Below are 26,756 nucleotides of genomic sequence, written 5' to 3'. Positions count from 1 at the left end.
ATATCCTCCTAACCCTTACGGGGGCGTGTGCCCCGACGTCCTGAACCTTTCGATGGGTGCGGAGCATGATCGAGGCAGTCGGCCTGACGAAGCGCTACGGCGCCAAGACGGCCGTGTACAACCTTTCCTTCCAGGTGCGGCCGGGCGCCGTAACCGGCTTCCTCGGGCCCAACGGCTCGGGCAAGTCGACCACCATGCGGATGATCCTCGGCCTGGACAACCCCACCTCGGGGCATGTGACCATCGGCGGCTTCCCCTACCGCAAGCTGCCGAACGCGCCCCGCCAGGTCGGCGCGCTGCTCGACGCCAAGGCCGTGCACGGTGGCCGCCACGCCCGTAACCACCTGCTGTGCCTGGCCCAGCTGTCCGGCATCCCCGCCCGCCGGGTGGACGAGGTGCTCGGTGTCGTCGGTCTCCAGGACGTCGCCAGGAAGCGCTCCAAGGGCTTCTCGCTCGGCATGGGGCAGCGGCTCGGCATCGCCGCCGCGCTCCTCGGCGACCCGCAGGTGCTGCTCTTCGACGAACCGGTCAACGGCCTCGACCCCGAGGGCATCCTCTGGGTCCGCAACCTGATGAAGTCCCTCGCGGCGGAGGGCCGGACGGTCTTCGTCTCCTCGCACCTGATGAGCGAGATGGCGCTGACCGCCGACCACCTGATCGTGATCGGCCGCGGCCAGCTGCTCGCCGACATGAACATCAGGGACTTCATCTCGCACAACTCGGCCGACTTCGCCCGGGTCCGCACCCCGGACACCGAGCCCCAGCAACGCGAGAAGCTCACCGCCGCGCTGACCGAGGCCGGCGGCCAGGTGCTGCCCGAGCAGGACGGCGCCCTGCGCGTCACCGGTCTGCCGCTGCCCCGCATCAGCGATCTCGCACACTCCGCCGACGTACGCCTGTGGGAGCTGTCGCCCCATCAGGCCTCGCTGGAGGAGGCGTACATGCGGATGACGCAGGGCGCCGTCGACTACCGCTCGACGATCGACCAGAAGGCCGGCCTCCAGCAGGAGCTGCCGCCGGGCGCCGTGCCCCAGCCGCAGATGCCGGTCGCCGGCCAGGGCCAGCCGGGCTGGTACGCCCCGCCGCCGCCCCAGCAGGGCGGACAGCCGTTCTCGATGCCGCAGGGACAGCCCGGCCCCTACGGCGTCCCCGCGGGCGGCGCTCCGGGCCCGTACGGCGCTCCGGCCGCACCCGCGGGCGCGGACGCCAACCCGTACGCCCAGTCCGCGCCCCAGGCGCCCGCACAGGCTCCCGCGCAACCGCCCGCCGCACCGGCTGTTCCCGCCGCTCCCGCCGCCGCACCCGACCTGACCAAGCCCGAGGACGCCCGATGAGCACGCCCCAGCCCCCGATGCCGCAGCAGGCCGCCGCTGCCCCCAACTGGCAGGCGGCGCCCGGCGCTTCGTACACCTCGCCGATCCCGGTCACCCGCACCCACATCGGCCACGCGCTCACCTCCGAGTGGACGAAGATCAAGTCGGTGCGCTCCACGATGTGGACGCTCGGTATCTTCCTGCTTCTCGTGATCGGCATCGGCTTCCTGGTCGCCGCGCAGACCACGAACGAAGACTTCAGCGACGTCCCGTACACCATCCCGGCCTTCTTCGGCCTGATGCTCGGGCAGATCTGCCTGATCACCCTGGGCGTCCTGGTGGTCTCGTCCGAGTACGGCACGGGCATGATCCGTACGACCTTCACGGCCTCCCCGCAGCGTCACCGGGTGCTCGCCGCGAAGCTGATCATCTTCTTCGCGGTGGCGTTCGTCGTGTCGGCCTTCTCGATCGCGCTGGTCGGCATGATGACGTCGGGGATGCACGGCGGCTCCTCGGACGTCGGCTGGGGCGGCTCGGTGATCATGGGCTCGCTGTACGTCTCGCTGCTCGGCGCCCTCGCGCTCGCGGTCGGCTCGATGCTGCGCCACTCGGCCGGAGCGATCACCACCATGCTCGGCGTGGTGCTCGTGCCCGCGATCATGCCCGCGTTCCTGATGATGTCCGACAGCATGCGCACCATCGGCGAGAAGATGCAGGAGTACAACGCGCCCAACGCCCTCGCCCGGATCTTCCAGCTGGACACCGAGAGCGGTCACGGCGGGGCGCAGCTCGGCCTGCTCGCCGGGGTCACGGCCGCGGCGATCATCGGCGCGTTCGTGCTGCTGGAGCGCCGGGACGTGTGAGTCCGCCCCCGACGAGGGGCGCGCAAAGGCGACGGGGCGAAGGTCGATGAAGACCTTCGCCCCGTCGCCTTTGTCCTGTGACCGTCACTCCCCGCCGTCGGTGGCACCGGCGTCCGCCCCGGCACCGCTGTCCGCGGGAGTCTGGCCGGCCGCACCTTGGTCGGTGGCACCTTGGTCGCTCACACTCTGGTCGGTCGCGGTCTGGTCGGTGGCACCCTGCTCAGTCGCGGTCTGATCGGTCGCGCCCTGGTCAGTGGCGCCCTGCTCCTGACCCTGCTGGTCATCGGTGCCCTGCTGCGCCGGGTCCGTGCCCTGCTGGTCATCGGTGCCCTGCTGCGCCGGGTCCGTGCCCTGCTGGTCGTCCGTGCCCTGCTGCGCCGGGTCCGTGCTCTTGTCCTCAGGCGTGCTCTTGTCCTCAGGCGAGCTTTTGTCCTCGGGCGAGGACTTGTCCTCGGGAGACGTCTTGTCCTCGGGAGACGTCTTGTCCTCAGGCGAGGACTTGTCCTCGGGAGACGCCTTGTCCTCAGGCGACGTCTTGTTGTCCTTGTCCTCCTTCTTGATCCCGTCCTCGTCCTTGAACTGCTTCGGGTCGTTGATGTTGATCGTGATGTTGATATTGACGTTGTTTATGTTGACGTTCGTGATGTTGGTGACGTGCTGGACAAAGAAGCTGGGATTGTTGCGGCTGGCCACGAAATACCGCGGCTCATGGTTCTTGATGACGTAGAAGCACTTGTGGTGGTCGTCCCAGTAGAACTTGTAGGTCTTGTACCAGCACGAGTACTTCTGATGTTCGTGCTGCTTGAAGGACTTGAAGTGCTTGGACTTCTTGTCCCAGCAGTAGTTCTTGTGGTGACCCTTGTGTCCGTCCACCGTGGCCGTGGCCGACGTCGGGGACATCGGGGCCGCCGTCGCGGCGGTCGCCGGCAGAATCACGGCTCCGCCGATTACGGCAGCCGACGCCGTCATCGTCGCCAGGCCGAGCAGACCCTTGGAACGAACGCCGTCACGCTTGCGGGTAATGCGAGTCATGGTTCTCTCCTCCTGAAGTGAAAGGCGCCTCCGCACCTCCGGAGCCTCGGTTTCTCCGGCGAGGTCCGCACTTCAAGTAGGCCCGCGTCCCGCGGCAGGGTCACGCTCCGAGGATTCGGGGCTTGACGACACACGAGACCGCAAGTAAAAGCCGCGTCGACGACCCGCACGGGCCACCGGCACCTGCTCGGCCGGACTCCCGGTCCGCTCTAGAACCTGGGCGCGTTACGGGCCCGCTGCACCCGCGAGGTACGGCGGTCCTTCGCGTTCCAGCAGGCCTTGTGCCAGTGGCGCCGCTCGTCGACGCCCGAGTGCTCCGGCCACGCCACCACGTGCGGTACGCCCGAGGGGATCATCTGGTCGCAGCCGGGGCAGCGGTACGTCTTGCCCTCGGCGCTCGCGCCCGCGACGTGGCGCACGCTCCACTCCTCGCCCTGCCAGCTCTCCGTGGACTGCCAGCCGCCGTAGCGGTCGGCCCGGTCGTCCTCTGCGGACGCACTGCGGCCGGGGCTGCCGGCGTCCTTCGAACGGTTGCGACGCGGGGACACGGAACACCTCACGGAGCTATACAGGGAGCAGCGGCCATGTCCAGCCTACGCGGCGCGCCCAGGGGTACGCGTACTCCTCCAACCCGCACAGATCCCCCACCGGACAGCCCATTTCGCAGACAATCCGCAAATCTCTCCGCCAGGCCGTGACTTCGGCACGTGTCACGCGGTTATGCCGGGTGGGGGAGCTCCGTGTCGGAGCCGAGGAAGCAGGAAGTGCCATGCACGTTGGAAGTTTTGTACTGGCAGCGCAGTTCCCGGGACAGGGCCACGGGGAGGCCCTGCACCGCGCGGTGCGGTCCGCCGAGGTCGCGGAGGAAGCGGGCCTCGACTCGGTCTGGCTGGCCGAACACCACTTCGTGCCGTACGGCACGTGCCCGTCGGCCGTCACGCTCGCCGCGTATCTGCTCGGCCGCACCAGCCGGATCCGTGTCGGCACGGCGGTCAGTGTGCTGCCCACCGCACATCCCGTGGCACTCGGCGAACAGGCCGCGCTGCTGCACCTCACGTCCGGCGGCCGGTTCTCGCTGGGCGTCGGGCGCGGCGGCCCCTGGGTCGATCTGGAGGTCTTCGGCTCCGGTCTCGACGCGTACGAGAAGGAGTTCCCGGAATCACTCGATCTGCTGGTGCGCTGGCTGCGCGAGCCGGCCGTGGCGAGCGACTCCGGGCGCTTCCGGTTCCGTGAAGTCCCCGTGGTTCCCCGGCCGTCGGAGGCGCTGAGCGGCGCCCCCGGTCCTGAGGTGGTCGTCGCCTGCACCTCTCCGGCGAGCGTGCGGCTCGCCGCGGAGCGCGGGCTGCCGATGCTCCTCGGCATGCACGTCGGGGACGAGGAGAAGGCCGAAATGGTGGCCCTGTGGCGGCAGTACGCGCGTGCGGCGGGACGTCCGGCGGACGAGGTGTACGGGGCGGCCCATGTGTCCGCCGGTGTGTGCCAGATCGCGGACCGACGTACCGACGCCGTCGAGACGCTCGTCAAGGCCATGCCGGGCTGGCTCAAGCACGGTCTGGAGGCCCATGTGACGGTCGACGGCCGCACCCGCTCCATGCGCGACCCCCTGGCGTACACCGAACTGCTCTGCGGCCTCCACCCGGTGGGGACTCCACGCCTGTGCGCCGACCGGCTCGCGGCGACCTCGGAGCGCACCGGCATCACCCGCTTCGCCCTGCTGGTCGAAGGCTCGGGAGACCTCGCGGCGACCGAGGAGAACGTCCGCCGGCTCGGGGCCGAAGTATTGCCCAACCTCGGCTGACGTGGCGCGGCCGGCCCCACGGGCCGGGTGTGCGGGGAGCTTGCCGCCCAGTACGAATGCACCTCCCGCGTACGGAGCGGCAAGCCATACGGCATCACCGTGTCAGCAGTCCCGGAACTCCGGGGACTGGTTCAGCACCTGACTGCGGACCGAGGTGAAGCGTGCCAGCGTGTCGTCCACCGAGGCGTCCAGCGGGAACACCGCCACCCGGTGGCAGTTCTGGAAGGCCAGCCGCACTCCGAAGTGCCGCTGCAACGCGCCGCGAATCGCGTCACTCGCGAGCGCTCGCAGCAGCTGCCCACGTGCCTGCTCGTCCGGCGGGGGCGTCTGGTTGTCGGCGAAGTTGCCGCCGTCCACCTTCAGCTGGGCCACCAGGGAGCTGATCATCTCCCACGCGTAGGGCAGGGAGGTCCGGACGCAGTCGACGAATTCAGCTTCGTCGACCTCGCCTCGCTCGGCCTGTTCGAGTAGGGCCGGTGAGACGTCGAGCGACATGGGTTCTCCTCTCGCACCCCCAGACCTCGGGGGTTGCCGGACAGGGACAGGGAATTCGCGATGTCGAACACGGTGAGTACACACACCGCGACCTCCCGTTTATACGGTAAGCAACGGGCGGTGACGGCACCAGGAGAATGGGCACATAGCGAACTCCCAGTAGGCACACAATCAGCCACCACGGAACATGCGCCTTCCAGGGCGAATCGCGTGCACCCGCACCCGTCGAGTAGCGTTGCCGACCATGCGTCTCGTCATTGCCCGCTGTTCCGTGGACTACGCGGGCCGGCTCACCGCCCATCTCCCGTCGGCCCCCCGCCTCATCCTGGTGAAGGCGGACGGCAGCGTCTCGATCCATGCCGACGACCGGGCCTACAAGCCTCTCAACTGGATGTCGCCGCCCTGCACGCTGAAGGAGGGTTCCGGTGACGAGGAAGGCACCTGGACCGTCATCAACAAGGCGGGCGAGAAGCTCATCATCACGATGGAGGAGGTCCTCCACGACTCCTCGCACGAACTCGGCGTCGACCCCGGCCTGATCAAGGACGGCGTGGAAGCACACCTCCAGGAGCTGCTCGCCGACCGCATCGAGACGCTCGGCGAGGGCTACACGCTCATCCGCCGCGAGTACATGACGGCCATCGGCCCGGTCGACATCCTGTGCCGGGACGCGGACGGCCGGACCGTCGCCGTGGAGATCAAGCGGCGCGGCGAGATCGACGGCGTCGAGCAACTCACCCGCTATCTGGAGCTGTTGAACCGAGACCCGCACCTCGCGCCGGTGCGCGGTGTCTTCGCCGCCCAGGAGATCAAGCCGCAGGCCCGCGTCCTCGCCACCGACCGCGGCATCGGCTGCACGGTCCTGGACTACGACGCGCTGCGCGGCATCGAGGACGACAAGCTGCGGCTGTTCTGACCCCCTGAGGGTCCCGCACAGGGCATGGGAGAGGGCCCGCACCGTCCGTGGACGGTGCGGGCCCTCTCCCATGCCCTGTGCGGTCAGATCAGCGCGCCTCCCGGCGACGCGGCGGTGCCGCTGCTCTCGGGGGCGCCGGCCGTCGTGGTGACGGCCGGGGCGCTCGACGCGGGGCCGCTCGCGCTGTCCGACGTGGTCGGTGTCGTCGACGGCGTGGTGGTCGTCGGCGTCTCCGTGGGAGTCGGGGACGAGGACGTCGTCGGGGGCTTCGACGTGGACGGCGGCTTCGAGGTGGACGACGGCGGCTTGGACGTGGACGGTGGCTTCGACGACGAGGACGGCGGCTTGGTCGACGGCTTCGAGCTGTGCGAACCGCTCGGTTCGTCGGACGGCTCACCGCTGTCGGTCGCCGACGGCGGCGTCGGGTCGTCCGACGTCCCGTAGGTGCCGTCGGGGCCCGGGTTCGTGGGCGTGGGCACCGTCCCCGCGTCGGAGTCGCCGTCCTTCTTCGCCCTGTCCGCGCCCAGGCTGTCGTCGTCGCCGCCCTGGGTGGCCGAGGGGTTGACGCCGACCTTCTCGGACGGGGGGTTGTCCTCGTGGTTCGAGGTCGCGCCGAGCGTCACCACAGTGCCGAGCACCGCGACGAGGAGCGCACCGGCCCCGGCCGCCACCAGATTGCGGCGGGTGCCGCTGACCAGCCGGCCCGCGACGCCCATGGGCCCGCCCGCGGGACGGTCGGGCTCCACCCGGTGGGTGACCAGCGTCGTGGGTTCGGCGGGCGGCGCGGCGAGCACGAAGGCGGCCGGCACCCCGCCGGGAGGCGATGCCGACTCCTCGTAGCGCGCGCCGGACACCTCCTCCCCGGCAGCCGTGCCGGCGCCGGACCCGACGGTCCCGGAGCGGTCGGAGACCAGCGCGAGGGCGCGGCGGCCCGCGACGGTGCCGCGCTTGTCGGCGAGCGCGCCGCGCAGCCCGATGGACGCCTCCAGCTCGGCGCGGGCCCGGTCGAGCTGGCCTCCACAGAGCGCGAAGATGCCCAACTCGTGGTGGAAGTAGGCTTGTTCGGCGACCGCGCCGGAGAGCCGGGAGGCCTCGGAGCCGGCGCGCAGCATGCGTTCCCAGGCGCTCCAGTGCAGGCCGGCGGCGAAGGCGGGCGCCGCGGTGCGGGCCAGCCGCACGCCCTGGTTCGCCTCGTCCTCGTCGTCGAGCGGAGCCGTGGAGAGCGGCACGAGCACGGTCAGGGCGGCGAGCAGGGCGTCGGCCTCGGCGCACACCCGCTCCGGGGTGACCGAGGGATGGCCGGCCCACCAGGTGTAGTGCCGGGCGGCGGCGAGCGCACGCTCCTCCAGGTCGTCCGCGTATCCGGCGGCCTCCAGCTGGGTGAGCACGCCGGCGGCGAGCCGGTAGCGGGAGCCGACCGGGGAGACCAGCGCGCAGTTCGCGAGCTCGGCGAGCGCGGCGTCGGCGTGGGTGTCGCCGACGAGTGCGGGCAGGTGCGCCTGGTGCGGGACCTCGCCGCCGAGCGCGACGGCGAAACGCAGGGTGGTGCGCGCCGAGTCGCTCAGCCGGGACGCGAGCAGCGCGGCGGGCGCGGCACCCTCGGCGAGCGAGGGCAGCGGAACGTCGTGGCCGTCGCCGGCGTCGAAGGGCGCGTCGACCGGCGCCTCCTGGAAGACGCCGAACTCGTCGAAGGCCTCCTCGCTGGCCCGCAGCCGGTCGCGCTGCCGCAGCAGCGCCCCGGCCTGCACGAAGCGCAGGGGCAGGCCCTCGGACTCGAACCAGAGGTCGCCGGCCCAGTTCGCCTCGTCCTCGGTCAGCTCGCGCCCCACGGCCCGTTCGAGCAGTTCCAGGCCGCCGCTGCGGTCGAGGCCGCCGAGGAGCACCTCTTCGAGGAGGGAGTCGGCGGACGGCGCGGGGACGTCGGGGGTCGCGGCGATCAGGAAGGCGCACTCGGGGGTGGCGTCGAGCAGTTCGTCGAGCGCGCTCCCGCCGATCTCGGCGTCGTCGAGGACGACGACCGCGCCGATTTCGTGGACGTGCCGGAGCAGGTCCTCGTGTTCCGGGCGGTACAGGGGTGCGGAGTGGACGGCCGTGAAGAGGTCGTGCAGCAGGTCGGCCGCGGTGCGCCGGTGGCCGGAGAGGCGGACGACGCCGTCGGGGGCGAGGTCCGCGCAGTCGACGGCGACGGCGTCGAGCAGGCTTGTGCGGCCCGATCCCGACGGCCCGGTCAGGCGCACCGAGCGTCCGCGCGCGAGGAGGCGTACGAGCCGCTCACGCTCCTCCTGGCGCTCCAGGAGCGGCAGCCGGGGCTGCGCCGGGCCGGGTGGCACCGGCGGCCGGGCGGCGCGGGCCTGCTCGGCCCGCTCGGCGGCGCTGAACTTCACCGGCGGCTGCGGCCGCTCGTTCGGCGGGCAGTTCTCTATCTCGCTGCCGTCGACGGGATTGACGGTGAGCAGGAAGTCGCCCGCGACGAGCTGGACGGTGCGGGCGAGTGCGGGCGAGTGCTGACCGAGGTCAGCGGTGAGCGGGTCACGAGGCGGGCGCGAACGAGGCGCCTGGCCGTCGTCTTCATGGCCGTACTCTTCGGGTCCCCGGTTGGTCGGGTCCATGTTCCAAGCCCCCCAAAAGCGTCGTGTGCCAAGCCCCTCCCGGCCTTGCTGCACACCGCGCTGTCGCTTCTGGTCCGGTGCCCGCTCTCAGGGTTTCGGGCGGCGGGCAGCCGAACCCTAAACCTTCGCACAGTATCTATGAACAGGCGGGGTACCGCGCCGTCCGAGACGTCACAGCTTCGTGAGGATTGTGCGCGTGGTGCCTTTGGTACGCCGGTCGGGACGGGTACGAGGTCACACCCGGGGCAGGGAGTCGACGCCGATGCCGCCCTCGATCGCCAGGATCCGGTGCAGCCGGGTGGCGACGAGCAGGCGCTGCATCTGTGGTGGCACGCCGCGCAGCACGAGCCGTCGCCCGCACCGCCCGGCCCGTCGGTGGGCTCCCATGATGACGCCGAGTCCGGTGGCGTCCCAGGAGTCCAGTTCGGACAGGTCCAGCACCAGGTCGCCGGCTCCGTCGTCGACGGCCGAGTGCAGGACGGTGCGGGCGTCCGCCGCGCTGCGTACGTCGAGGCGGCCCCCGACGACCAGCTCGGCGTGGTCGCCCCTGATGTACATATGCGCTCCCCGAGAGTGCGTCTCGTACTCCGCGTTGTGTCTGTGTTGCATCGTCTGACTGACTGAGGCCCGCAGAGGTTGCCGTCTGTAAGCGAACCGATACCGAATTCACCTCATGGAGTGATGCTCCAGAGGCCCGTGCGGATTCCGTGCCGGATGCGGGCCCCGGCGTCCGGGCGCCGCGTGGTCGTTCAGTGCTTGTAGAAGCCCTGCCCGCTCTTGCGCCCGATGTCACCGGCGTCAACCATCCGGCGCATCAGCTCCGGCGGTGCGAACTTCTCGTCCTGGGTCTCGGTGTAGATGTTGCCGGTGGCGTGCAGCAGGATGTCGACGCCCGTCAGGTCGGCCGTGGCCAGCGGGCCCATGGCGTGTCCGAAGCCCAGCTTGCAGGCCAGGTCGATGTCCTCGGCACTCGCCACGCCGGACTCGTACAGCTTCGTCGCCTCGACGACCAGGGCCGAGATGAGGCGCGTCGTGACGAAGCCGGCCACGTCGCGGTTGACGACGATGCAGGTCTTGCCGACGGACTCGGCGAACTCCCGCGCTGTGGCGAGCGCTTCGTCGCTCGTCTTGTAGCCGCGGACCAGTTCGACGAGCTGCATCATCGGCACCGGCGAGAAGAAGTGCACGCCGACGACGCGCTCCGGGCGCTCGGTGACCGCCGCGATCTTGGTGATCGGGATCGCGGAGGTGTTGGAGGCGAGGACGGCGTCGTCACGGACGATCTTGTCGAGCGTCCGGAAGATCTCGTGCTTGATCTCGAGCTTCTCGAAGACGGCCTCGACGACGATGTCGGCATCGGCGGCGGCGTCCAGGTCGGTGGTGGCGGTGATGCGCGCGAGCGCCGCGTCGGCGTCCGCGGCTTCCAGCCTGCCCTTGTTCACGAACTTGTCGTACGAGGCCTTGATGCCGTCGAGGCCACGGGTGAGGGCCTCGTCGGTGACATCGCGAAGGACGACGTCCCAGCCCGCCTGCGCGGAGACCTGGGCGATGCCGGACCCCATGAGTCCGGCTCCGATGACGGCAAGTTTCCGTGCCACTCCGACTCCCCTACTGCGTTTCCCCGGGGGACGACCCCCGGACCCCCAGCCGAAAGAAAGGTCAGCTGGGTCGACCGACGCTGACTTCGCAAGGCGACCCCGGGTAACCCTGAGTGCCTCTCCGGCGGACCCTAGCGCCCGTGAGGGCCTGTGTGACCGGTAAGTAATGCGCGTCACGTCTCATCTGACGGACATCACACCGGCACGGGTCATTGCGCCCCCCGTACGGCGTAGTTGAGGACCTTCTCGCTCAAAAGGTCCTCCATGTCGTCGAGGAGGACGAGCACCTCGCGAGACACTTCGCCCGGATCACGACCGGCCATCATCTTCCCGCCGATGACGGACATCACGGTCTGGTGGATCCAGTTGATCTGGCCGGCCACCAGACCGGGCAGCGGGTCGTCGTCGGACGCGCCGGTCTCCTCACGCAGCGCCTCCTCCAGGTTGTCGAGGACCTCCTGGGCGATCGCCCACAACCGCGAGCGGAGCGCCGGGGCTTCGTGGATGACATGCATGAAGCGGGCATATCCGGCCATCAGGCCGAGCCGGGGCGAGACGGCCTCCGCCTCCTCGCGCAGTTCGCGCAGGACCGCGGCGGCGGCGGACTCGCCCTTGTTCCGGCCGCGCACCCAGCGCGCCAGCCGGTCGACGACACCCTGGGAGCGGTCCAGGAAGAGGTCCTCCTTGGCCGGGAAGTAGTTGTAGACGGTGTTCACGGAGACGTTCGCCGCGTCCGCGACCTCCGCGACCGTCACCGCGTCGAAGCCCCGCTCCAGGAACAACCCCGTGGCGACGTCCGAGATGTACTGCCTGGTCTGGCGCTTCTTCCGCTCCCTGAGCCCTTCAGCCATGCCCGCATCGTAACTTTCGCTGGAGCTCCTTAAATCTTGGAGTCATTGCAAAATTTCAGTGACTCTGTTTTTCTGGGCCGCATGGCAATCATCAGTACGGCCGGCCTGGCCCGTACCTTCCGGACGAAGAGCGGCCCCGTGGAGGCGGTGCCCGGCATCGACCTCACCGTGCGGCCGGGCGAGATCCTCGGATTCCTCGGCCCGAACGGCGCGGGCAAGACGACCACGCTCCGCATGCTCACCACCCTGCTCGCGCCGACGGGCGGCGCCGCCACCGTCGCGGGCCACGACCTGGCCACCGATCCGGCCGGGGTGCGCCGGGCCTGCGGCTACGTCGCGCAGTCGGGCGGCGTCGACGGGCAGATCACCGCGCGGGAGGAACTGGTCACCCAGGGACGCCTGTACCGCCTGCCGAAGGAGCGGGCCGTGGCGCGTGCCGAGGAACTGGCCAACGACCTCGGCCTGACGGAGCTGCTGGACCGCAGGACGTCGGCGCTCTCCGGCGGCCAGCGGCGCCGCCTGGACATCGCGATGGCCCTCACGCACCGGCCCCGGGTGCTCTTCCTGGACGAGCCGACGACCGGTCTGGACCCGGGCAGCCGCGCCGACCTCTGGGACCTCATCCGCCGTCTGCGCGACGACCACGGCACGACGGTGTTCCTCACCACCCACTACCTGGACGAGGCCGACACCCTCTCCGACCGCCTGGTGATCGTCGACCGGGGCGTGGTCGCCGCCGAGGGCACGCCGGACGCCTTGAAACTGGCGTACGCCGGCTCGGCCGACGCCTCGCTCCAGGACACCTTCCTCGCCGTCACCGGACGCGGACCGGCCCCGGCCGACACCGCCCCCGTAGCCGTATAGGACCGCCCGATGCTTCTTCACGACACCGCGCTCATCTACGGCCGGTATCTGCGCCAGTCGCTGCGCTCGCGCTTCGCGCTGCTCTTCGGCGTGCTGATGCCCTTGCTCTACCTGCTGTTCTTCGGACCCCTGCTCACCGGGCTGCCGCTGGGCGCGCGGGGCAGTTCGTGGCAACTGCTCGTGCCCGGGCTGCTGCTCCAACTCGGCCTTTTCGGCGCCGCGTTCGCGGGCTTCGCCGTCATCATCGAGAACGGGCAGGGGGTGCTCGAGCGGATGCGGGTGACACCCGTCAGCCGGCTCGCCCTGCTGCTCGGCCGGGTGCTGCGCGACGCCACCGTCTTCGTCTTCCAGGCCGTGTTGCTGGTGCTGGCCGCGGTGGCGATGGGGCTGCGCGCCCCGCTGCCGGGCGTGCTCATCGGATTCGCTTTCGTCGCGCTGCTCACCGTCTCGCTGGGCTCGCTGTCGTACGCGATGGCGATGAAGGTCGCCACCCCGCAGGAGTTCGGTCCCGCGGTCAACGCCCTGACCATGCCGTCCATGCTCCTGTCCGGCCTGATGCTGCCGATGAGCCTCGCGCCGGGCTGGCTGGACGTGCTCTCGCACTTCGTCCCGTTCCGCTATCTGGTGGACGCGGTGCGCGACGCGTACGTGGGCTCGTACGCCACGGCCCACATGCTGTACGGCGTCGTCGTGGCCCTCGGCTTCACCGCGCTCTCCGTGACGGTGGGCACACGGGTCTTCCGGACGGCCGGAGCGTAACTAGGCTGGTCCCATGGTCAATCTGACACGCATCTACACCAGGACCGGCGACCAGGGCACCACGGCCCTCGGCGACATGAGCAGGGTCGCCAAGACCGACCTGCGGATCTCGGCGTACGCCGACGCCAACGAGGCGAACGCGGTGATCGGCACGGCGATCGCGCTCGGCGGGCTCGACGAGGAGATCATCACGGTCCTCACTCGTGTGCAGAACGACCTGTTCGACGTGGGCGCGGACCTGTCGACGCCGGTGGTCGAGAACCCGCAGTTCCCGCCGCTGCGGGTGGAGCAGTTCTACATCGACAAGCTGGAGGCGGACTGCGACCGCTTCAACGAGCGGCTGGAGAAGCTGCGCTCCTTCATCCTGCCCGGCGGCACTCCCGGAGCGGCGCTGCTGCACCAGGCCTGCACGGTGGTCCGCCGTGCGGAGCGGTCCACGTGGGCCGCGCTGGAGGTGCACGGCGAGGCCATGAATCCGCTCACCGCGACCTACCTCAACAGGCTGTCCGACCTGCTGTTCATCCTCGCCCGCACGGCGAACGGCGAGGTCGGGGACGTGCTCTGGGTCCCGGGCGGGGAGCGCTAGCCTTCGCACCCGGAGTCATCTCGACGGCTAGGGGCGCCCCGGCCGGTCCGCGTCGCGCGGACCGACGTGCCGTGGGAGCCCCTCGCCTTCTTCCTTCCCGCCGGTCACCGGCCCGCGCCCGTCACTTGTCGGTGCGCGCGTCCCGGTCTGCCTCCGCCGCCGCCGACTCGGCGGCGTCCACCTTCTTCTGCAGGTCGGCGTACCCCGAAGGAGTCGAGGACGACGGCTCGTCCGCCGGGCCGTCGTGCGCCCCGCAGCCCGCGGCGAGTCCCAGGGCGAGCAGGACCGCCGGCAGGACCCGCAGCGCGCGCATCAGCTCGCCCCGTTGTCGTGGTCCGCGCACCAGGTGCGGACGTCCTTCAGATCCTTCTGCCGCTGCTGAAGCGTCGTCACCAGCGACGTGCGGAAGGTCAGCCGGTCCTTCAGGTAGGTGGCGATCTCGTCGTGCCCCGCCTTCTTCGCCTCGGCCACGCGCTGCTCCAGCCGGGCGACCGAGCCACGCCTGCCCGGGCCCGCCTGGAGGCGCTTGAGCGCCCGGTCGATCCGGTGGTCGATCTTCGGCGCCCGCTTGCACAGCGCCTGCACCCCGTCGCCCGTCGGCCCCGCCGCGGGAGAGCTCTCCGCCGAGGCCGCGCCCGTGGCACCCGCGAGCAGTGCCACCGTGGCCAGCCCCGCGATGAGCGGCCGTCGAATGTACATGTGCGTCTCCGTTCCCCGGACGGCCCCGTCGTCCGTCCGCCGCAGCGGAGGCTAGGAGGCGTCCTTGGGGAAACTCTGTGACCGGTTTGCCCCCACTGTGCCGATCAGCCAGTCCCTGCGTCCGGGCAGTTCGCCGCTCGCGCGCGGCAGCCGCACCTCGAAGCGCGCCCCGGTGCCGTCCGGGCCGTCGGCCACCGTGACGCTCCCCCGGTGCAGCGCCGTCTGCTGGGCGACCAGGGTCAGGCCGAGGCCGGAGCCGGTGCTGGCCGGGCCCCGCCGGAAGCGTTCGAAGATCTGGGCGCGGGCCTGCGGCGGCACGCCCGGTCCGCGGTCGTCCACCGTGATCACCACCTGTTCCCCCGCTCCCCGCACGGCCACCGTCACCTCGGCCGGCCGCTCCTCGTCCCGGCCGTGGGCGAGCGCGTTGGCGAGGAGGTTGTCGAGCAGCAGGCGCAGGCCGGGTTCCCAGCCGTGGACGGTGAGCCCGGGGGCCGCGTCCAGGGTGATCCGGGCTCCGGGGGCGCGCCGCCGGGCCTCGGCCACCGCGGCGTCGGCGGCCTCCGGCAGGTCGACGGTCCGCAGCGCTTCCGCCTCCACCAGGTCCCCGCGCCCCAGTTCGCGCAGCATCACCAGCAGACCGAGCAGCCGGGCGTGTTCGCGGCGCAGGTCGGTGAGGACCTCGGTGCGGTCCGGGTCGGGGAGGCCGGGATGGTCGGCGAGGATGTCGAGGTTTGTGCCGATGCTCATCAGCGGGGTGCGCAGTTCGTGCGAGGCCGCGGTGGCGAAGGAGCGCGCGGTGTCCAGGGCCTCACCGGTGCGCACGGCCTGGGCGTCGTAACGGGCGAGGACCGTCTGCAGGGTGGCGGCCAGTTCGTCCACCTCGGTCAGACCGGTCGGCTCGTGGTGCAGACGCGCGGTGCTCGTCCGCGGGTCGAGACCGGCGGCGCGACGGTTGAGGCGGCGCAGGGGGCGGCCCGCCCCGGCGGCGACACCCCACGCGAGCAGGCCGGAGAGCGGGGCCGCGAGCAGCGCGGTGGTGACCACGCGCCGGCGCACCAGATGGAGTTGGGCCCGGTCGGCGGTGTCCTGCGCGAAGACCCACAGGGTGCCCGAGACACGGGCGCCCGCGACCGGCACGGACAGCGCCCGCCAGCTGTCGCCGTCGGCGCGGACGGTCACCGGAGCGGAAGCGTGGTCCGGCAGCGGGACGGAGTCCTCCGGCTGCGGCCCGCCGCTGTACGTCGTCTCCGGTCCGACGACGCGTACGCCGACGTCCAGGGCGGCGCTGTAGAGGCGCCGTTCCCTGGTGTCGGCCGCCTTGGGCCGGTCGTTGGCGCCGGCCCGCAGCAGCGCGAGGGCGTCGGGGGCGACGGCCGCGGCCCGCTTGCGCAGGTGGTCGTCCTCCACCCGGTGCAGGTCCCGGGAGACCAGCTGGAGCAGGAGCCAGCCGGAGGCAAGGACGAGCAGCGGCACGGTGAGTCCGACGGCGAGCCCGATGCGGGTCGAGAGCCTCACGGCTCCTCCCGCAGGACGAAGCCCACCCCGCGCACGGTGTGCACCAGCCGCCCGGCGCCGCCGGCCTCCAGTTTGCGGCGCAGATAGCTGACGAAGGTGTCCACGGCGTCGGTGCGCACGTCGAAGTCGTAGCCCCACACGCGCTCCAGGAGCTGGTCGCGGGTGAGGACGAGCCCGGCGTTGCGGGCGAGCACCTCTAGGAGTTCGAATTCCCGCCGGGTCAGCTCCAGGGCCCTGCCGTCGCGCTCGGCGGTGCGGGCGGCCGGGTCGACGACCAGGCCCGCCACCCGCAGCACCTCGTGGCCCGTCGGGGGGCGGCGGCGCAGCAGTGCGTGCAGCCGGAGCACGAGTTCCTGGAGGGCGAACGGCTTGACCAGGTAGTCGTCGCCGCCCGCCTGGAGTCCGGCGATGCGGTCGGCGGTCTCGTCGAGCGCGGAGAGCATGAGCACCGGCAGGTCCCGTCCGTCGTCGCGGAGCCGGGTGCACACCTCGATGCCGCTCATGCCGGGCATCGAGACGTCCAGGACGAGCACGTCCGGCGGCTCGTCGCGGACCGCGTCGAGCGCCTCCAGGCCGCCGTCCGCGGTGCGGACCCGGAAACCGCTCAGTCGCAGCCCGCGTTCCAGTGACCGTCGTATCGCCGCGTCGTCGTCGACGACCAGCACCGCACCGCTCATGCGCCTCGCCCCTCCCCGTCGCCCGGTCAGGGTACGGCCCTCCTTCTCGCGGGCGGCAGCGGCGGCCGGGTTCCTCTTGGGCCAGAGCAGGCGGGACAGGGCGATCAGCCCGTGGATCACGACGATCCGCAGGGCGCCCCACCGCCAGGAGCGCAGCGGGACTGGCGCCGTCTGCTGGGGAAGCGAGAGATGCGTAGCAAGGTCCAAGCGGTGCTTCTGGCCCAGGAGTTGGGCGTCCAGCGCGTCGTACTGACACCGCACCACTCCCACTGGTCCAGACCTATTGACCTATGGTCCAGACCTTTCTATTCTCGCCGCACTGCGCTTGGCCATGCCCACGACACCGCCTGGCCCCCACAGGCGATCAGACTCAAGAGGAGAGGCATCATGCGCTTCCGGCAGAGAGCCCGACACAGAACCGTGGCAGGGCTCACCACCCTGCTCCTCCCCCTCGCCGCACTGGTCGGCCTCGCGGGCCCCGCCCACGCGGCCGCCGGCGCCAAGGCCACGTACACCAAGACCCAGGACTGGGGTACGGGCTTCGAAGGCAAGTGGACGGTCACCAACACCGGTACCACCAGCATCAGTTCCTGGACCGTCGAGTGGGACTTCCCCTCCGGCACGTCGGTCACCTCGGCCTGGGACGCCGACGTCACCTCCTCCGGCAACCACTGGACCGCCAAGAACAAGTCCTACAACGGCACCCTCGCCGCGGGCGCCTCCATCTCCTTCGGCTTCAACGGCTCCGGCTCCGGCTCGCCCTCCAACTGCAAGCTCAACGGCGACAGTTGTGACGGCACCACCGTCCCCGGGGACGCCGCCCCCTCCGCGCCCGGCACCCCGACCGCCTCCGCGATCACCGACACCTCGGTGAAGCTGTCCTGGTCCGCGGCCACCGACGACAAGGGCGTCAAGAACTACGACGTCCTGCGCGACGGCGCCAAGGTCGCGACCGTGACCACGACGTCGTACTCGGACACCGGGCTGACCGCCGGCACCGACTACTCGTACACCGTCCAGGCCCGTGACACCGCCGACCAGACCGGACCGGTCAGCGGCGCGGTCGCCGTGCACACCACGGGCGGCACCACCGACCCGCCGCCCACCGGCAACAAGGTCAGGCTCGGCTACTTCACCGAGTGGGGCATCTACGGCCGCAACTACAACGTCAAGAACCTGGTGACGTCCGGTTCAGCCGCCAAGATCACGCACATCAACTACGCCTTCGGCAACGTCACGAACGGACAGTGCGCCATCGGCGACTCCTACGCCGACTACGACAAGGCCTTCACCGCCGACCAGTCGGTCAGCGGCACCGCCGACACCTGGGACCAGCCGCTGCGCGGCAACTTCAACCAGCTGCGCCAGCTGAAGGCCAAGTACCCGAACATCAAGGTGCTGTGGTCCTTCGGCGGCTGGACCTGGTCCGGCGGCTTCGCGCAGGCTGCGGCCAACCCGACCGCCTTCGCCCAGTCCTGCTACAACCTGGTCGAGGACCCGCGCTGGGCCGACGTCTTCGACGGCATCGACATCGACTGGGAGTACCCGAACGCCTGTGGCCTGAGCTGCGACACCAGCGGAGCGGCGGCCTACAAGAACCTGATGCAGGCGCTGCGCGCCAAGTTCGGCTCGAACAACCTGGTCACCGCGGCCACCACCGCGGACGGCTCCTCCGGCGGCAAGATCGACGCCGCCGACTACGCGGGCGCCGCGCAGTACGTCGACTGGTACAACGTGATGACGTACGACTTCTTCGGCGCCTGGGCGGCCCAGGGCCCGACGGCCCCGCACTCCCCGCTCACCTCGTACAGCGGCATCCCGACGGCCGGCTTCACCACGGCCGACGCGATCGCCAAGTACAAGGCGAAGGGCGTGCCCGCGAGCAAGCTGCTGATCGGCATCGGCTTCTACGGGCGCGGCTGGACCGGTGTCACCCAGGACGCCCCCGGCGGCACCGCGACCGGACCCGCCGCCGGCACGTACGAGCAGGGCATCGAGGACTACAAGGTCCTCAAGACGTCCTGCCCCGCCACCGGCACCATCGCCGGAACGGCGTACGCGCACTGCGGCAGCAACTGGTGGAGCTACGACACCCCGGCCACCATCGGGACCAAGATGACCTGGGCCAAGAACCAGGGCCTGGGCGGCGCGTTCTTCTGGGAGTTCAGCGGCGACACCAGCAACGGTGAACTCGTCGGCGCCATCAACAGCGGCCTGTCGTAAGAAGGTCGGAACACCCGGGCGGCAGTGACGCCCCTCCCCGGACCGGTCCGGGACATCTCACCCGGCGGGTGGACGTGACCTCTCAGGCCACGTTCACCCGCTGTCCGGGTGGAGCGGCCTCCAGCCACGCGAGGAATCCCGTCAGGGCGTCCTCGCTCATCGCCAGTTCGAGCCGTGTCCCGCGGTGCAGACAGGCGAGGATGACGGCGTCGGAGAGCAGGGCCAGCTCCTCCTCGCCCTCCGGGGCGCGGCGGCCGGCCACCTCGATCGCGGAACGCTCCAGCACACGACGCGGGCGCGGTGCGTAGGAGAAGACGCGGTACCACTCGATGCGGTCGCCGTTGTAGCGGGCCACCCCGTAGCTCCAGCCCTTGCCGCTGAGGTCGCCGTCCTCCGGGACGTCCCACCGCAGGCTGCAGTCGAAGGTACCGCCGGACCGCTGGATCAGCCGACGGCGCAGACCGAAGACGAAAAGGCCCACGACCACGAGCGCCACTACCAACCCGCACACAGTCAGAGCGAGGACCATCGACACCGACCTCCTCGTCTCCTAGGTAAAGCAGGTAATGAAACGGAAAAAAGTACCCGCATCGCCTCAGCCGCGGCCCGGTCTGGATGTCTCCAGTCCCGGCCGCGGCTGAGTCACGTCATTCCGTGCGCGCTGGGGTCAGCGCGCCGCCACCGCCCGCAGGCGGACGTCCGCGCGGCGCTCGGCGGAGGCATCGCCCTCCGCCTTCGCGCGCTCGAGCTCCCGCTCCGCACGCTGGACGTCGATCTCGTCCGACAGCTCGGCGATCTCGGCCAGCAGTGACAGCTTGTTGTCGGCGAACGAGATGAAACCGCCGTGCACCGCGGCGACGACCGTTCCACCATCACTCGTACGGATGGTCACCGGGCCCGACTCCAGCACACCGAGCAGCGGCTGGTGACCGGGCATGACGCCGATGTCGCCGGACGCGGTACGCGCGACGACCAGGGTGGCCTCGCCGGACCAGACACTGCGGTCCGCGGCGACGAGCTCGACGTGCAGCTCAGCAGCCAAGGTGGGCTCCTCGGGTCACCACCCGGCGTTGCTGCCGGGTGTTGGGTCAAAGTCTAGTAGGCGTACGGAGGGGGACGGGACGCGCCCCGCGAGGTGCGGCCCCGCCCCCCTCACTCAGAACACGAGGTTCAGGAGACGCCGAGCTCCTTGGCGTTGGCCTTGAGGTCCTCCAGGCCACCGCACATGAAGAACGCCTGCTCCGGGAAGTGGTCGTACTCACCGTCGATGATCGCGTTGAAGGCCGCGATCGACTCGTCCAGCGGGACGTCCGACCCGTCGACGCCGGTGAACTGCTTGGCGACGTGGGTGTTCTGGGACAGGAAGCGCTCCACGCGACGGGCACGGTGGACGGTGAGCTTGTCCTCCTCGCCCAGCTCGTCGATACCGAGGATCGCGATGATGTCCTGGAGGTCCTTGTACTTCTGCAGCACCGACTTCACGCGCATCGCGGCGGTGTAGTGGTCCTGCGCGATGTAGCGCGGGTCCAGGATGCGGGACGTGGAGTCCAGCGGGTCCACGGCCGGGTAGATGCCCTTCTCGGAGATCGGACGGGACAGAACCGTCGTCGCGTCGAGGTGGGCGAACGTGGTGGCCGGGGCCGGGTCGGTCAGGTCGTCCGCGGGGACGTAGATCGCCTGCATCGAGGTGATCGAGTGACCACGGGTCGAGGTGATGCGCTCCTGGAGGAGACCCATCTCGTCGGCCAGGTTCGGCTGGTAGCCCACCGCGGAGGGCATGCGGCCGAGCAGCGTGGAGACCTCGGAACCGGCCTGGGTGAAGCGGAAGATGTTGTCGATGAAGAACAGCACGTCCTGCTTCTGCACATCGCGGAAGTACTCCGCCATGGTCAGACCGGCCAGGGCCACGCGCAGACGGGTGCCCGGGGGCTCGTCCATCTGACCGAAGACAAGGGCGGTCTTGTCGATGACGCCCGAGTCCGACATCTCCTCGATGAGGTCGTTGCCCTCACGGGTGCGCTCACCGACACCGGCGAACACGGAGACACCGTCGTGGTTGTTGGCGACGCGGTAGATCATCTCCTGGATGAGCACCGTCTTGCCGACGCCGGCACCACCGAACAGACCGATCTTTCCACCCTTGACGTACGGGGTGAGAAGGTCGATGACCTTGACGCCGGTCTCGAACATCTCGGTCTTCGACTCGAGCTCGTCGAAGTTCGGGGCCTTGCGGTGGATGGACCAGCGCTCGCCCGTGTACTTCTCGTCGACGTTCAGCACCTCACCGAGGGTGTTGAACACCTTGCCCTTGGTGAAGTCACCGACCGGGACGGTGATGCCGTCGCCGGTGTCGGTGACCGCGGCCTGGCGGACCAGACCGTCGGTGGGCTGCATGGAGATCGTGCGGACCAGGCCGTCACCCAGGTGCTGGGCGACCTCCAGGGTCAGCGTCTTCTTCTCGCCGGCGTTGGCCGGGTCGGCCACCTCGACGTGAAGGGCGTTGTAGATGTCCGGCATCGCGTCGACGGGGAACTCCACGTCGACGACCGGACCGATGACCCGGGCGACGCGGCCCGTGGCAACGGCCGTCTCTGAAGTCGTCGTCATTACTTGTCACTCCCCGCGGTCGCGTCGGCAAGGGCGCTGGCGCCACCGACGATCTCGCTGATTTCCTGGGTGATTTCGGCCTGGCGGGCCGCGTTGGCAAGACGGGAGAGCGTGTTGATCAGCTCGCCCGCGTTGTCGGTCGCCGACTTCATCGCGCGGCGGGTGGCGGCGTGCTTGGAGGCAGCCGACTGGAGCAGCGCGTTGTAGATACGGCTCTCGACGTAGCGCGGCAGGAGGGCGTCGAGGACGTCCTCCGCCGACGGCTCGAACTCGAACAGCGGGAGGATCTCGCCCTTGCCGGACGCCTCCTCCGCCACCTCTTCGAGGCGAAGCGGAAGCAGTCGGCCGTCGACGGCCGTCTGCGTCATCATCGAGACGAACTCGGTGTAGACGATGTGGATCTCGTCCACGCCGCCGTTCACCGTCTCCTTCTCGATGGCCTCGATGAGCGGACCCGCGACCTTCTTCGCGTCCGCGTAGGTGGGCTCGTCGGTGAAGCCCGTCCACTGCTCCGCGATCTTGCGCTCACGGAAGTTGTAGTGGGCGACACCGCGGCGGCCGACGATGTACGTGTCGACCTGCTTGCCCTCCGCCTCGAGGCGCGCCGTCAGCTGCTCGGCGGCCTTGATGGCGTTGGAGTTGAAGGCGCCGGCCAGTCCGCGGTCGCTCGTGAGGAGCAGCACCGCGGAACGGGTCGCCGTCTCCGCCTCCGTGGTCAGCGGGTGCTTGGTGTTCGAACCGGTACCGACCGCCGTGACCGCGCGGGTGAGCTCGGTCGCGTACGGCGTGGAGGCCCTCACCTTGCGCTGCGCCTTGACGACGCGCGAGGCGGCGATCATCTCCATCGCCTTGGTGATCTTCTTGGTCGCGGTGACGGATCGGATGCGACGCTTGTAGACCCGGAGCTGGGCTCCCATGAGTCAGGTCCCTTCCTTACGTCACTTGGCGGCAGCGGCCGGAGCGTCCTCGCCGAGCAGCTTGCCGTCAGAGGTCTCGAACTGCTTCTTGAAGTCCGCGATCGCGTCGGCCACGGCCGTCAGCGTGTCGTCCGACATCTTGCCGCCCTCCTTGATGGAGGTCATGAGGCCCTGCTCCTTGCGGTGCAGGTACTCCAGGAGCTCCTTCTCGAAGCGGCGGATGTCGGCGACCGGCACGTCGTCCATCTTGCCGGTGGTACCGGCCCACACGGAGACGACCTGGTCCTCGGTCGGCATCGGCTGGTACTGAGCCTGCTTGAGCAGCTCGACCATGCGCTGACCGCGCTCCAGCTGCGACTTCGACGCGGCGTCCAGGTCGGAACCGAAGGCGGCGAACGCCTCCAGCTCACGGAACTGGGCGAGGTCGACGCGCAGTCGGCCGGAGACCTGCTTCATCGCCTTGTGCTGGGCGGAACCACCGACACGGGAGACGGAGATACCGACGTTCAGCGCGGGACGCTGACCGGCGTTGAAGAGGTCCGACTCCAGGAAGCACTGGCCGTCGGTGATGGAGATGACGTTGGTCGGGATGAACGCCGACACGTCGTTCGCCTTGGTCTCGACGATCGGCAGACCCGTCATCGAACCGGCGCCCATGTCGTCGGAGAGCTTCGCGCAGCGCTCCAGCAGACGGGAGTGCAGGTAGAAGACGTCACCCGGGTAGGCCTCGCGGCCCGGCGGGCGGCGCAGCAGCAGGGAGACGGCGCGGTAGGCGTCGGCCTGCTTCGAGAGGTCGTCGAAGATGATGAGGACGTGCTTGCCCTCGTACATCCACTGCTGGCCGATGGCCGAACCGGTGTACGGCGCCAGGTACTTGAAGCCGGCCGGGTCGGACGCCGGGGCGGCGACGATGGTCGTGTACTCGAGCGCGCCGGCCTCTTCCAGGGCACCGCGCACCGAGGCGATGGTGGAGCCCTTCTGGCCGATGGCGACGTAGATGCAGCGGACCTGCTTCTTCGGGTCGCCGGTGCGCCAGTTGTCGCGCTGGTTGATGATCGTGTCGACGGCCAGGGCGGTCTTGCCGGTCTGGCGGTCGCCGATGATCAGCTGACGCTGGCCACGGCCGACGGGGGTCATCGCGTCGACGGCCTTGTAGCCGGTCTCCATCGGCTCGTGCACCGACTTGCGCTGCATGACCGTGGGGGCCTGCAGCTCGAGGGCGCGGCGGCCGGTGGTCTCGATCTCGCCGAGACCGTCGATCGGGTTGCCGAGCGGGTCGACAACGCGGCCGAGGTAGCCCTCGCCGACGGCGACGGACAGAACCTCTCCGGTGCGCTGCACCGGCTGGCCCTCCTCGATGCCGCTGAACTCGCCGAGGACGATGGCGCCGATCTCGCGCTCTTCCAGGTTCAGCGCGAGGCCGAGGGTGCCGTCCTCGAACTTCAGCAGTTCGTTGGCCATGGCCGAGGGCAGGCCCTCGACCTTCGCGATGCCGTCGCCGGCAAGGGTGACCGTACCGACCTCCTCGCGCGAGGCCGCGTCCGGCTTGTACGACTGGACAAAGTTCTCCAGCGCGTCCCGGATCTCCTCCGGCCGGATCGTGAGCTCCGCCATCTGGGTTCCCTGCTCTCCTTGTTGGGCCCGAAGTTTCACTTTGGGGGGATGGGGACTCCCCCCTAAGAGAGGTGAATCCTCTGCACGGCCCAACGAGGGCCGTAATTACGTACTGCTTTTTTGAGTTGCTGCTAGCCGGCCAGGCGGCGGCCTGCGTCCTCAAGTCGGTCCGCGATGGAGCCGTTGATGACCTCGTCGCCGACCTGCACCCGGATCCCGCCGAGGACCTCGGGGTCCACGTCGAGGTTGAGGTGCATCTGACGGCCGTAGAGCTTCGCAAGAGCGGCGCCCAGGCGCTGCTTCTGTCCGTCGCTCAGCGGGACCGCCGAGGTGACGACGGCGACCACGCGGTTGCGGCGCTCTGCGGCGAGCTTGGACAGGGACTCGAGTCCCGCTTCCAGGCTACGTCCACGCGGAGCGGTCACAAGGCGCGTCACCAGACGCTCGGTGGTCACGTCGGCCCGTCCGCCGAGCAGGCTGCGCAGCAGCTCGCTCTTGGCCGCCTTGGAGGCGGCGCGGTCGGTCAGCGCGGCGCGCAGCTCGGTGTTCGACGAGACGATCCGGCCGAACCGGAACAGCTCGTCCTCGACGTTGTCGAGGCCACCGCTGCGCTGCGCGGCCGTGAGGTCGGCCGTCGCGGTCAGCTCCTCCAGCGCGTCCACCAGGTCGCGGGGCTGCGACCAGCGGGAACGCACCATGCCGGACACCAGGTCGACGGCCGTGCCGCTCACCTGGCCGCCGAGCAGGCGCTGCGCCAGTTCGGCCTTGGCCTCGCCGGGCTGCGCCGGGTCGGTCAGGACCCGACGCAGCGACACCTCGCGGTCGAGCAGCGCGGTGACGGCGGCCAGCTCGTCGGCGAGCTGCGCCGCGTCCACGGACGCCGAGTCCGTCAGCGCGTCGAGACGCTCACGGGCTGCTGCGAATGCCTCGCGGCTCGCTCCGTGCGCTGTCATCGAGCTGCCTCGGCCTTCTCCTCAAGCTCGTCGAGGAAGCGGTCGATGACACGGCTCTGCCGGGCGTGGTCCTCGAGGGACTCGCCGACCAGCTTGCCGGCCAGGGCGGTGGCCAGCTGGCCGACGTCCTGACGCAGCGCCTGGGCGGCAGCCTTGCGGTCCGCCTCGATCTGCGCGTGACCGGCGGTGACGATCTCCTCGCGCTGCCGCTGGCCTTCCGCGCGCATCTCGGTGATGAGCGTGGCGCCCTGTTCCTGCGCCTCCTGGCGCAGACGGGCCGCCTCGTGCCGGGCCTCGGCGAGCTGTGCCTTGTACTGCTCAAGAACGCTCTGGGCCTCGGTCTGAGCGGCCTCGGCCTTCTCGATACCGCCCTCGATGGCCTCGCGACGCTGCTCCAGAACCTTGTTGATGTTCGGGAGGAGCTTCCAGGCCAGGAAGCCGAAGACGATGACGAAGGCGATCAGGCCGATGACAAGCTCGGGGATCGGCGGGACGAGGGGGTTTTCCTTCTCCTCGGCCGCCAGAATGAGCAGGTGGCTCATTTCAGTGCCTTTCGTCTAGTGGGCTGTTGCTGATCGGTCGATCAGGTGCCGTAGACGAACGGCATGACCAGACCGATGAGGGCGAGCGCCTCACAGAAGGCGAAGCCGAGGATCTGGTTGGCGCGGATCAGACCGGCGGCCTCAGGCTGACGGGCGAGCGCCTGGGTGCCGTTACCGAAGATGATGCCGACGCCGACGCCGGGGCCGATGGCCGCGAGGCCGTAACCGATCGAGCCGAGCGAGCCGGAGACAGCGGCAAGGGTCTGGGACATGCCAGTTCTTCCTTTTCTTTACGGACCGGTGGGGGTTGGCCACCGGACGAATGCGGGGTCGTAAGGGGCGGCGCTCAGTGGTGCTCGGCCAGCGCGCCCTGGATGTAGGTGCAGGTCAGCAGCACGAAGACGTAGGCCTGCAGGGCCTGGATGAACAGCTCGAAGGCCGTCATGACGAGCGTCATGATGAACGAGACACCCGCGTACGCGATGCCGATGCCGTTGAGCAGGTACCAGCTGGCGATCGTGAACAGCAGCAGCAGGGTGTGGCCCGCGAACATGTTGGCGAAGAGTCGCACCGCATGCGTGAACGGACGCACGATCAGGTTCGAGAAGAACTCGATCGTCATGGCGAGCGGGAGCACCGGGCCGAGCGACTTGTCGTAGCCGGTGACGTTCTTGAAGAAGCCCACGAAGCCGTGCCGCTTGAAGGTCAGCGAGACCCACAGGACGTAGACGATCAGGGCCAGCACCAGCGGGTACGAAATGATCGCGGTGACCGGGAACTGGGCGACCGGAACGATCGACCAGAGGTTCATCATCCAGACGAAGAAGAACAGCGAGACGACGAGGGGAACGTACTTCTCGCCCTCCTTCTTGCCGATCGTCTCGTAGACGACGCCGCGGCGGACGAAGTCGTAGCCCGCCTCGGCGACCATCTGCAGCTTGCCCGGGACGACCTTCGGCTTGCGGAAGGCGGCCCAGAAGAAGCCGACGATGACGATCGAGCCGAGCAGCGCCAGGAGCATCGTCTTGTTGAAGTACACGTTGCTGTCCCCGTCGCCCCAGAGAGGCTCGAACAGGAACGAGTGCAGGCCGGGTGCCGGGAAGCCACAACCGTTGTTCTCGAAGATGTGGCAGTCGGTCTCGAAAGCGAGCACCTGCGTCGGGTCAGCACTCACCGCGGGCTCCTTCAGCGTGGCGCATAGGTACGGCAACCTCGTTGTGTCGGCGCGGCGCGCAGCCGCGGTTCGGCACTGGACTGGTGTTACGGATGTGGGGGCGGCTGTGGGGCATCAAGCCTCGCGATTGAGCAGGCGTCAGCTCAGATGC

The 26,756-nt window shown here is 69.9% G+C and carries 28 protein-coding genes; 8 read left to right on the top strand and 20 right to left on the bottom strand.

What is annotated here, in order from left to right; all coding sequences use genetic code 11:
• Window positions 1–65 precede the first annotated feature (65 nt).
• Together H305_RS0133160 and H305_RS0133155 are read left to right on the top strand one after the other, a co-directional pair.
• The gene (locus tag H305_RS0133160) at window positions 66–1,334 is read left to right on the top strand and encodes an ABC transporter ATP-binding protein (protein WP_028804251.1); all 1,269 of its coding nucleotides are present in this window, start codon (window positions 66–68) and stop codon (window positions 1,332–1,334) included.
• Window positions 1,331–2,176: an ABC transporter permease gene (locus H305_RS0133155; RefSeq protein WP_028804250.1), complete on the top strand. Its 846-nt coding sequence runs from the start codon at window positions 1,331–1,333 to the stop codon at window positions 2,174–2,176. The genes H305_RS0133160 and H305_RS0133155 overlap by 4 nt, the downstream gene beginning before the upstream one ends.
• A gap of 84 nt (window positions 2,177–2,260) precedes the next feature.
• On the opposite strand, the gene H305_RS0133150 is transcribed toward H305_RS0133155, so the two are convergent.
• Both H305_RS0133150 and H305_RS0133145 read right to left on the bottom strand, forming a co-directional pair.
• Complete coding sequence (locus H305_RS0133150; protein WP_028804249.1) at window positions 2,261–3,208, bottom strand: hypothetical protein; 948 nt, start codon at window positions 3,206–3,208, stop codon at window positions 2,261–2,263.
• A gap of 209 nt (window positions 3,209–3,417) precedes the next feature.
• Window positions 3,418–3,756 (bottom strand): hypothetical protein, encoded by a 339-nt coding sequence (locus H305_RS0133145; RefSeq protein WP_028804248.1) that lies wholly within the window; start codon window positions 3,754–3,756, stop codon window positions 3,418–3,420.
• A gap of 221 nt (window positions 3,757–3,977) precedes the next feature.
• On the opposite strand from H305_RS0133145, the gene H305_RS0133140 reads away from it, so the two are divergent.
• Window positions 3,978–5,006, top strand: coding sequence for an LLM class flavin-dependent oxidoreductase (locus H305_RS0133140; protein ID WP_028804247.1), 1,029 nt, complete (start codon window positions 3,978–3,980; stop codon window positions 5,004–5,006).
• A 102-nt stretch (window positions 5,007–5,108) separates the two neighbouring features.
• Here H305_RS0133140 and H305_RS0133135 read toward each other — a convergent pair whose 3' ends face one another.
• Entirely contained in the window at window positions 5,109–5,501 is a 393-nt protein-coding gene (locus H305_RS0133135) for an SCO5389 family protein (protein WP_028804246.1), read from the bottom strand.
• 244 nt (window positions 5,502–5,745) lie between these two features.
• On the opposite strand from H305_RS0133135, the gene nucS reads away from it, so the two are divergent.
• The gene (nucS, locus tag H305_RS0133130; RefSeq protein ID WP_028804245.1) at window positions 5,746–6,417 is read left to right on the top strand and encodes an endonuclease NucS; all 672 of its coding nucleotides are present in this window, start codon (window positions 5,746–5,748) and stop codon (window positions 6,415–6,417) included.
• A gap of 83 nt (window positions 6,418–6,500) precedes the next feature.
• Here nucS and H305_RS0133125 read toward each other — a convergent pair whose 3' ends face one another.
• From H305_RS0133125 to H305_RS0133110, 4 genes are all read right to left on the bottom strand, one after another.
• Window positions 6,501–9,026 (bottom strand): ATP-binding protein, encoded by a 2,526-nt coding sequence (locus tag H305_RS0133125; RefSeq protein ID WP_028804244.1) that lies wholly within the window; start codon window positions 9,024–9,026, stop codon window positions 6,501–6,503.
• Between the two features lie 234 nt (window positions 9,027–9,260).
• Entirely contained in the window at window positions 9,261–9,584 is a 324-nt protein-coding gene (locus H305_RS0133120; protein ID WP_028804243.1) for an STAS domain-containing protein, read from the bottom strand.
• 191 nt (window positions 9,585–9,775) lie between these two features.
• Window positions 9,776–10,624: a 3-hydroxyacyl-CoA dehydrogenase family protein gene (locus H305_RS0133115; RefSeq protein ID WP_028804242.1), complete on the bottom strand. Its 849-nt coding sequence runs from the start codon at window positions 10,622–10,624 to the stop codon at window positions 9,776–9,778.
• Window positions 10,625–10,833: 209 nt separating this feature from the next.
• Window positions 10,834–11,475, bottom strand: coding sequence for a TetR/AcrR family transcriptional regulator (locus H305_RS0133110; protein ID WP_028804241.1), 642 nt, complete (start codon window positions 11,473–11,475; stop codon window positions 10,834–10,836).
• Window positions 11,476–11,556: 81 nt separating this feature from the next.
• Here H305_RS0133110 and H305_RS0133105 point away from each other — a divergent pair, with 81 nt between their 5' ends.
• From H305_RS0133105 to H305_RS0133095, 3 genes are read left to right on the top strand one after another with little or no spacing between them, the layout of a single operon-like run.
• Window positions 11,557–12,339, top strand: coding sequence for an ABC transporter ATP-binding protein (locus H305_RS0133105; protein WP_028804240.1), 783 nt, complete (start codon window positions 11,557–11,559; stop codon window positions 12,337–12,339).
• A 9-nt stretch (window positions 12,340–12,348) separates the two neighbouring features.
• Window positions 12,349–13,098 (top strand): ABC transporter permease, encoded by a 750-nt coding sequence (locus H305_RS0133100; RefSeq protein WP_028804239.1) that lies wholly within the window; start codon window positions 12,349–12,351, stop codon window positions 13,096–13,098.
• Between the two features lie 13 nt (window positions 13,099–13,111).
• On the top strand, window positions 13,112–13,684 hold the full coding sequence (locus H305_RS0133095; protein WP_028804238.1) for a cob(I)yrinic acid a,c-diamide adenosyltransferase: 573 nt from the start codon (window positions 13,112–13,114) through the stop codon (window positions 13,682–13,684).
• Between the two features lie 121 nt (window positions 13,685–13,805).
• Here H305_RS0133095 and H305_RS0133090 read toward each other — a convergent pair whose 3' ends face one another.
• Genes H305_RS0133090 through H305_RS0133075 form a run of 4 tightly spaced genes read right to left on the bottom strand, consistent with a single transcriptional unit; the run spans window position 13,806 to window position 16,575 of the window.
• Window positions 13,806–13,997, bottom strand: a complete 192-nt coding sequence (locus H305_RS0133090; RefSeq protein WP_028804237.1) for a hypothetical protein — start codon at window positions 13,995–13,997, stop codon at window positions 13,806–13,808.
• Entirely contained in the window at window positions 13,997–14,383 is a 387-nt protein-coding gene (locus H305_RS0133085; RefSeq protein ID WP_028804236.1) for a hypothetical protein, read from the bottom strand. Before H305_RS0133085 ends, H305_RS0133090 begins: the two co-directional genes overlap by 1 nt.
• Before the next feature lie 51 nt (window positions 14,384–14,434).
• Window positions 14,435–15,898: a sensor histidine kinase gene (locus tag H305_RS0133080; protein ID WP_028804235.1), complete on the bottom strand. Its 1,464-nt coding sequence runs from the start codon at window positions 15,896–15,898 to the stop codon at window positions 14,435–14,437.
• The gene (locus H305_RS0133075) at window positions 15,895–16,575 is read right to left on the bottom strand and encodes a response regulator transcription factor (RefSeq protein WP_028804234.1); all 681 of its coding nucleotides are present in this window, start codon (window positions 16,573–16,575) and stop codon (window positions 15,895–15,897) included. The genes H305_RS0133080 and H305_RS0133075 overlap by 4 nt, the downstream gene beginning before the upstream one ends.
• Before the next feature lie 387 nt (window positions 16,576–16,962).
• Here H305_RS0133075 and H305_RS0133070 point away from each other — a divergent pair, with 387 nt between their 5' ends.
• On the top strand, window positions 16,963–18,798 hold the full coding sequence (locus H305_RS0133070) for a glycoside hydrolase family 18 chitinase (RefSeq protein ID WP_028804233.1): 1,836 nt from the start codon (window positions 16,963–16,965) through the stop codon (window positions 18,796–18,798).
• 82 nt (window positions 18,799–18,880) lie between these two features.
• On the opposite strand, the gene H305_RS0133065 is transcribed toward H305_RS0133070, so the two are convergent.
• The 9 genes from H305_RS0133065 to atpB form a co-directional block, all read right to left on the bottom strand.
• Window positions 18,881–19,327 carry a DUF2550 domain-containing protein gene (locus H305_RS0133065; RefSeq protein WP_028804232.1) on the bottom strand — a complete coding sequence of 149 codons (447 nt, stop codon included), beginning with the start codon at window positions 19,325–19,327 and terminating at the stop codon, window positions 18,881–18,883.
• A 138-nt stretch (window positions 19,328–19,465) separates the two neighbouring features.
• Window positions 19,466–19,840 carry a F0F1 ATP synthase subunit epsilon gene (locus tag H305_RS0133060; RefSeq protein WP_028804231.1) on the bottom strand — a complete coding sequence of 125 codons (375 nt, stop codon included), beginning with the start codon at window positions 19,838–19,840 and terminating at the stop codon, window positions 19,466–19,468.
• A gap of 128 nt (window positions 19,841–19,968) precedes the next feature.
• Window positions 19,969–21,405: a F0F1 ATP synthase subunit beta gene (gene atpD, locus H305_RS0133055; RefSeq protein ID WP_028804230.1), complete on the bottom strand. Its 1,437-nt coding sequence runs from the start codon at window positions 21,403–21,405 to the stop codon at window positions 19,969–19,971.
• A complete protein-coding gene (locus H305_RS0133050) occupies window positions 21,405–22,322 on the bottom strand; it encodes a F0F1 ATP synthase subunit gamma (protein ID WP_028804229.1) in 918 nt (305 codons plus the stop codon). Before H305_RS0133050 ends, atpD begins: the two co-directional genes overlap by 1 nt.
• Before the next feature lie 21 nt (window positions 22,323–22,343).
• The gene (gene atpA / locus H305_RS0133045) at window positions 22,344–23,936 is read right to left on the bottom strand and encodes a F0F1 ATP synthase subunit alpha (RefSeq protein WP_028804228.1); all 1,593 of its coding nucleotides are present in this window, start codon (window positions 23,934–23,936) and stop codon (window positions 22,344–22,346) included.
• A gap of 131 nt (window positions 23,937–24,067) precedes the next feature.
• Window positions 24,068–24,889, bottom strand: a complete 822-nt coding sequence (locus H305_RS0133040; protein WP_028804227.1) for a F0F1 ATP synthase subunit delta — start codon at window positions 24,887–24,889, stop codon at window positions 24,068–24,070.
• Window positions 24,886–25,431: a F0F1 ATP synthase subunit B gene (locus H305_RS0133035; protein WP_028804226.1), complete on the bottom strand. Its 546-nt coding sequence runs from the start codon at window positions 25,429–25,431 to the stop codon at window positions 24,886–24,888. The genes H305_RS0133040 and H305_RS0133035 overlap by 4 nt, the downstream gene beginning before the upstream one ends.
• Before the next feature lie 41 nt (window positions 25,432–25,472).
• Window positions 25,473–25,703 (bottom strand): ATP synthase F0 subunit C, encoded by a 231-nt coding sequence (atpE, locus tag H305_RS0133030; protein WP_028804225.1) that lies wholly within the window; start codon window positions 25,701–25,703, stop codon window positions 25,473–25,475.
• A gap of 74 nt (window positions 25,704–25,777) precedes the next feature.
• Window positions 25,778–26,605, bottom strand: coding sequence for a F0F1 ATP synthase subunit A (atpB, locus tag H305_RS0133025; protein ID WP_028804224.1), 828 nt, complete (start codon window positions 26,603–26,605; stop codon window positions 25,778–25,780).
• Between the last annotated feature and the right edge of the window lie 151 nt (window positions 26,606–26,756).

It is taken from the genome of Streptomyces sp. 142MFCol3.1 (genome assembly GCF_000424945.1).
GTDB classification, from domain to species: domain Bacteria; phylum Actinomycetota; class Actinomycetes; order Streptomycetales; family Streptomycetaceae; genus Streptomyces; species Streptomyces siamensis.
The sequence above is the reverse complement of the archived record's forward strand: the minus strand, read 5'-3'. Positions and strand labels throughout refer to the sequence as shown.

Coding starts and splice junctions, on each gene's coding strand:
- H305_RS0133040 (WP_028804227.1), bottom strand. CDS start 24,889: ATGACAGCGCACGGAGCGAGCCGCGAGGCATTCGCAGCAGCCCGTGAG.
- H305_RS0133110 (WP_028804241.1), bottom strand. CDS start 11,475: ATGGCTGAAGGGCTCAGGGAGCGGAAGAAGCGCCAGACCAGGCAGTAC.
- atpD (WP_028804230.1), bottom strand. CDS start 21,405: ATGACGACGACTTCAGAGACGGCCGTTGCCACGGGCCGCGTCGCCCGG.
- H305_RS0133065 (WP_028804232.1), bottom strand. CDS start 19,327: ATGGTCCTCGCTCTGACTGTGTGCGGGTTGGTAGTGGCGCTCGTGGTC.
- H305_RS0133140 (WP_028804247.1), top strand. CDS start 3,978: ATGCACGTTGGAAGTTTTGTACTGGCAGCGCAGTTCCCGGGACAGGGC.
- H305_RS0133105 (WP_028804240.1), top strand. CDS start 11,557: ATGGCAATCATCAGTACGGCCGGCCTGGCCCGTACCTTCCGGACGAAG.
- H305_RS0133090 (WP_028804237.1), bottom strand. CDS start 13,997: ATGCGCGCGCTGCGGGTCCTGCCGGCGGTCCTGCTCGCCCTGGGACTC.
- H305_RS0133085 (WP_028804236.1), bottom strand. CDS start 14,383: ATGTACATTCGACGGCCGCTCATCGCGGGGCTGGCCACGGTGGCACTG.
- H305_RS0133095 (WP_028804238.1), top strand. CDS start 13,112: ATGGTCAATCTGACACGCATCTACACCAGGACCGGCGACCAGGGCACC.
- H305_RS0133120 (WP_028804243.1), bottom strand. CDS start 9,584: ATGTACATCAGGGGCGACCACGCCGAGCTGGTCGTCGGGGGCCGCCTC.
- H305_RS0133135 (WP_028804246.1), bottom strand. CDS start 5,501: ATGTCGCTCGACGTCTCACCGGCCCTACTCGAACAGGCCGAGCGAGGC.
- H305_RS0133155 (WP_028804250.1), top strand. CDS start 1,331: ATGAGCACGCCCCAGCCCCCGATGCCGCAGCAGGCCGCCGCTGCCCCC.
- nucS (WP_028804245.1), top strand. CDS start 5,746: ATGCGTCTCGTCATTGCCCGCTGTTCCGTGGACTACGCGGGCCGGCTC.
- atpA (WP_028804228.1), bottom strand. CDS start 23,936: ATGGCGGAGCTCACGATCCGGCCGGAGGAGATCCGGGACGCGCTGGAG.
- atpE (WP_028804225.1), bottom strand. CDS start 25,703: ATGTCCCAGACCCTTGCCGCTGTCTCCGGCTCGCTCGGCTCGATCGGT.
- H305_RS0133035 (WP_028804226.1), bottom strand. CDS start 25,431: ATGAGCCACCTGCTCATTCTGGCGGCCGAGGAGAAGGAAAACCCCCTC.
- H305_RS0133160 (WP_028804251.1), top strand. CDS start 66: ATGATCGAGGCAGTCGGCCTGACGAAGCGCTACGGCGCCAAGACGGCC.
- H305_RS0133070 (WP_028804233.1), top strand. CDS start 16,963: ATGCGCTTCCGGCAGAGAGCCCGACACAGAACCGTGGCAGGGCTCACC.
- H305_RS0133125 (WP_028804244.1), bottom strand. CDS start 9,026: ATGGACCCGACCAACCGGGGACCCGAAGAGTACGGCCATGAAGACGAC.
- H305_RS0133100 (WP_028804239.1), top strand. CDS start 12,349: ATGCTTCTTCACGACACCGCGCTCATCTACGGCCGGTATCTGCGCCAG.
- H305_RS0133075 (WP_028804234.1), bottom strand. CDS start 16,575: ATGAGCGGTGCGGTGCTGGTCGTCGACGACGACGCGGCGATACGACGG.
- H305_RS0133150 (WP_028804249.1), bottom strand. CDS start 3,208: ATGACTCGCATTACCCGCAAGCGTGACGGCGTTCGTTCCAAGGGTCTG.
- H305_RS0133050 (WP_028804229.1), bottom strand. CDS start 22,322: ATGGGAGCCCAGCTCCGGGTCTACAAGCGTCGCATCCGATCCGTCACC.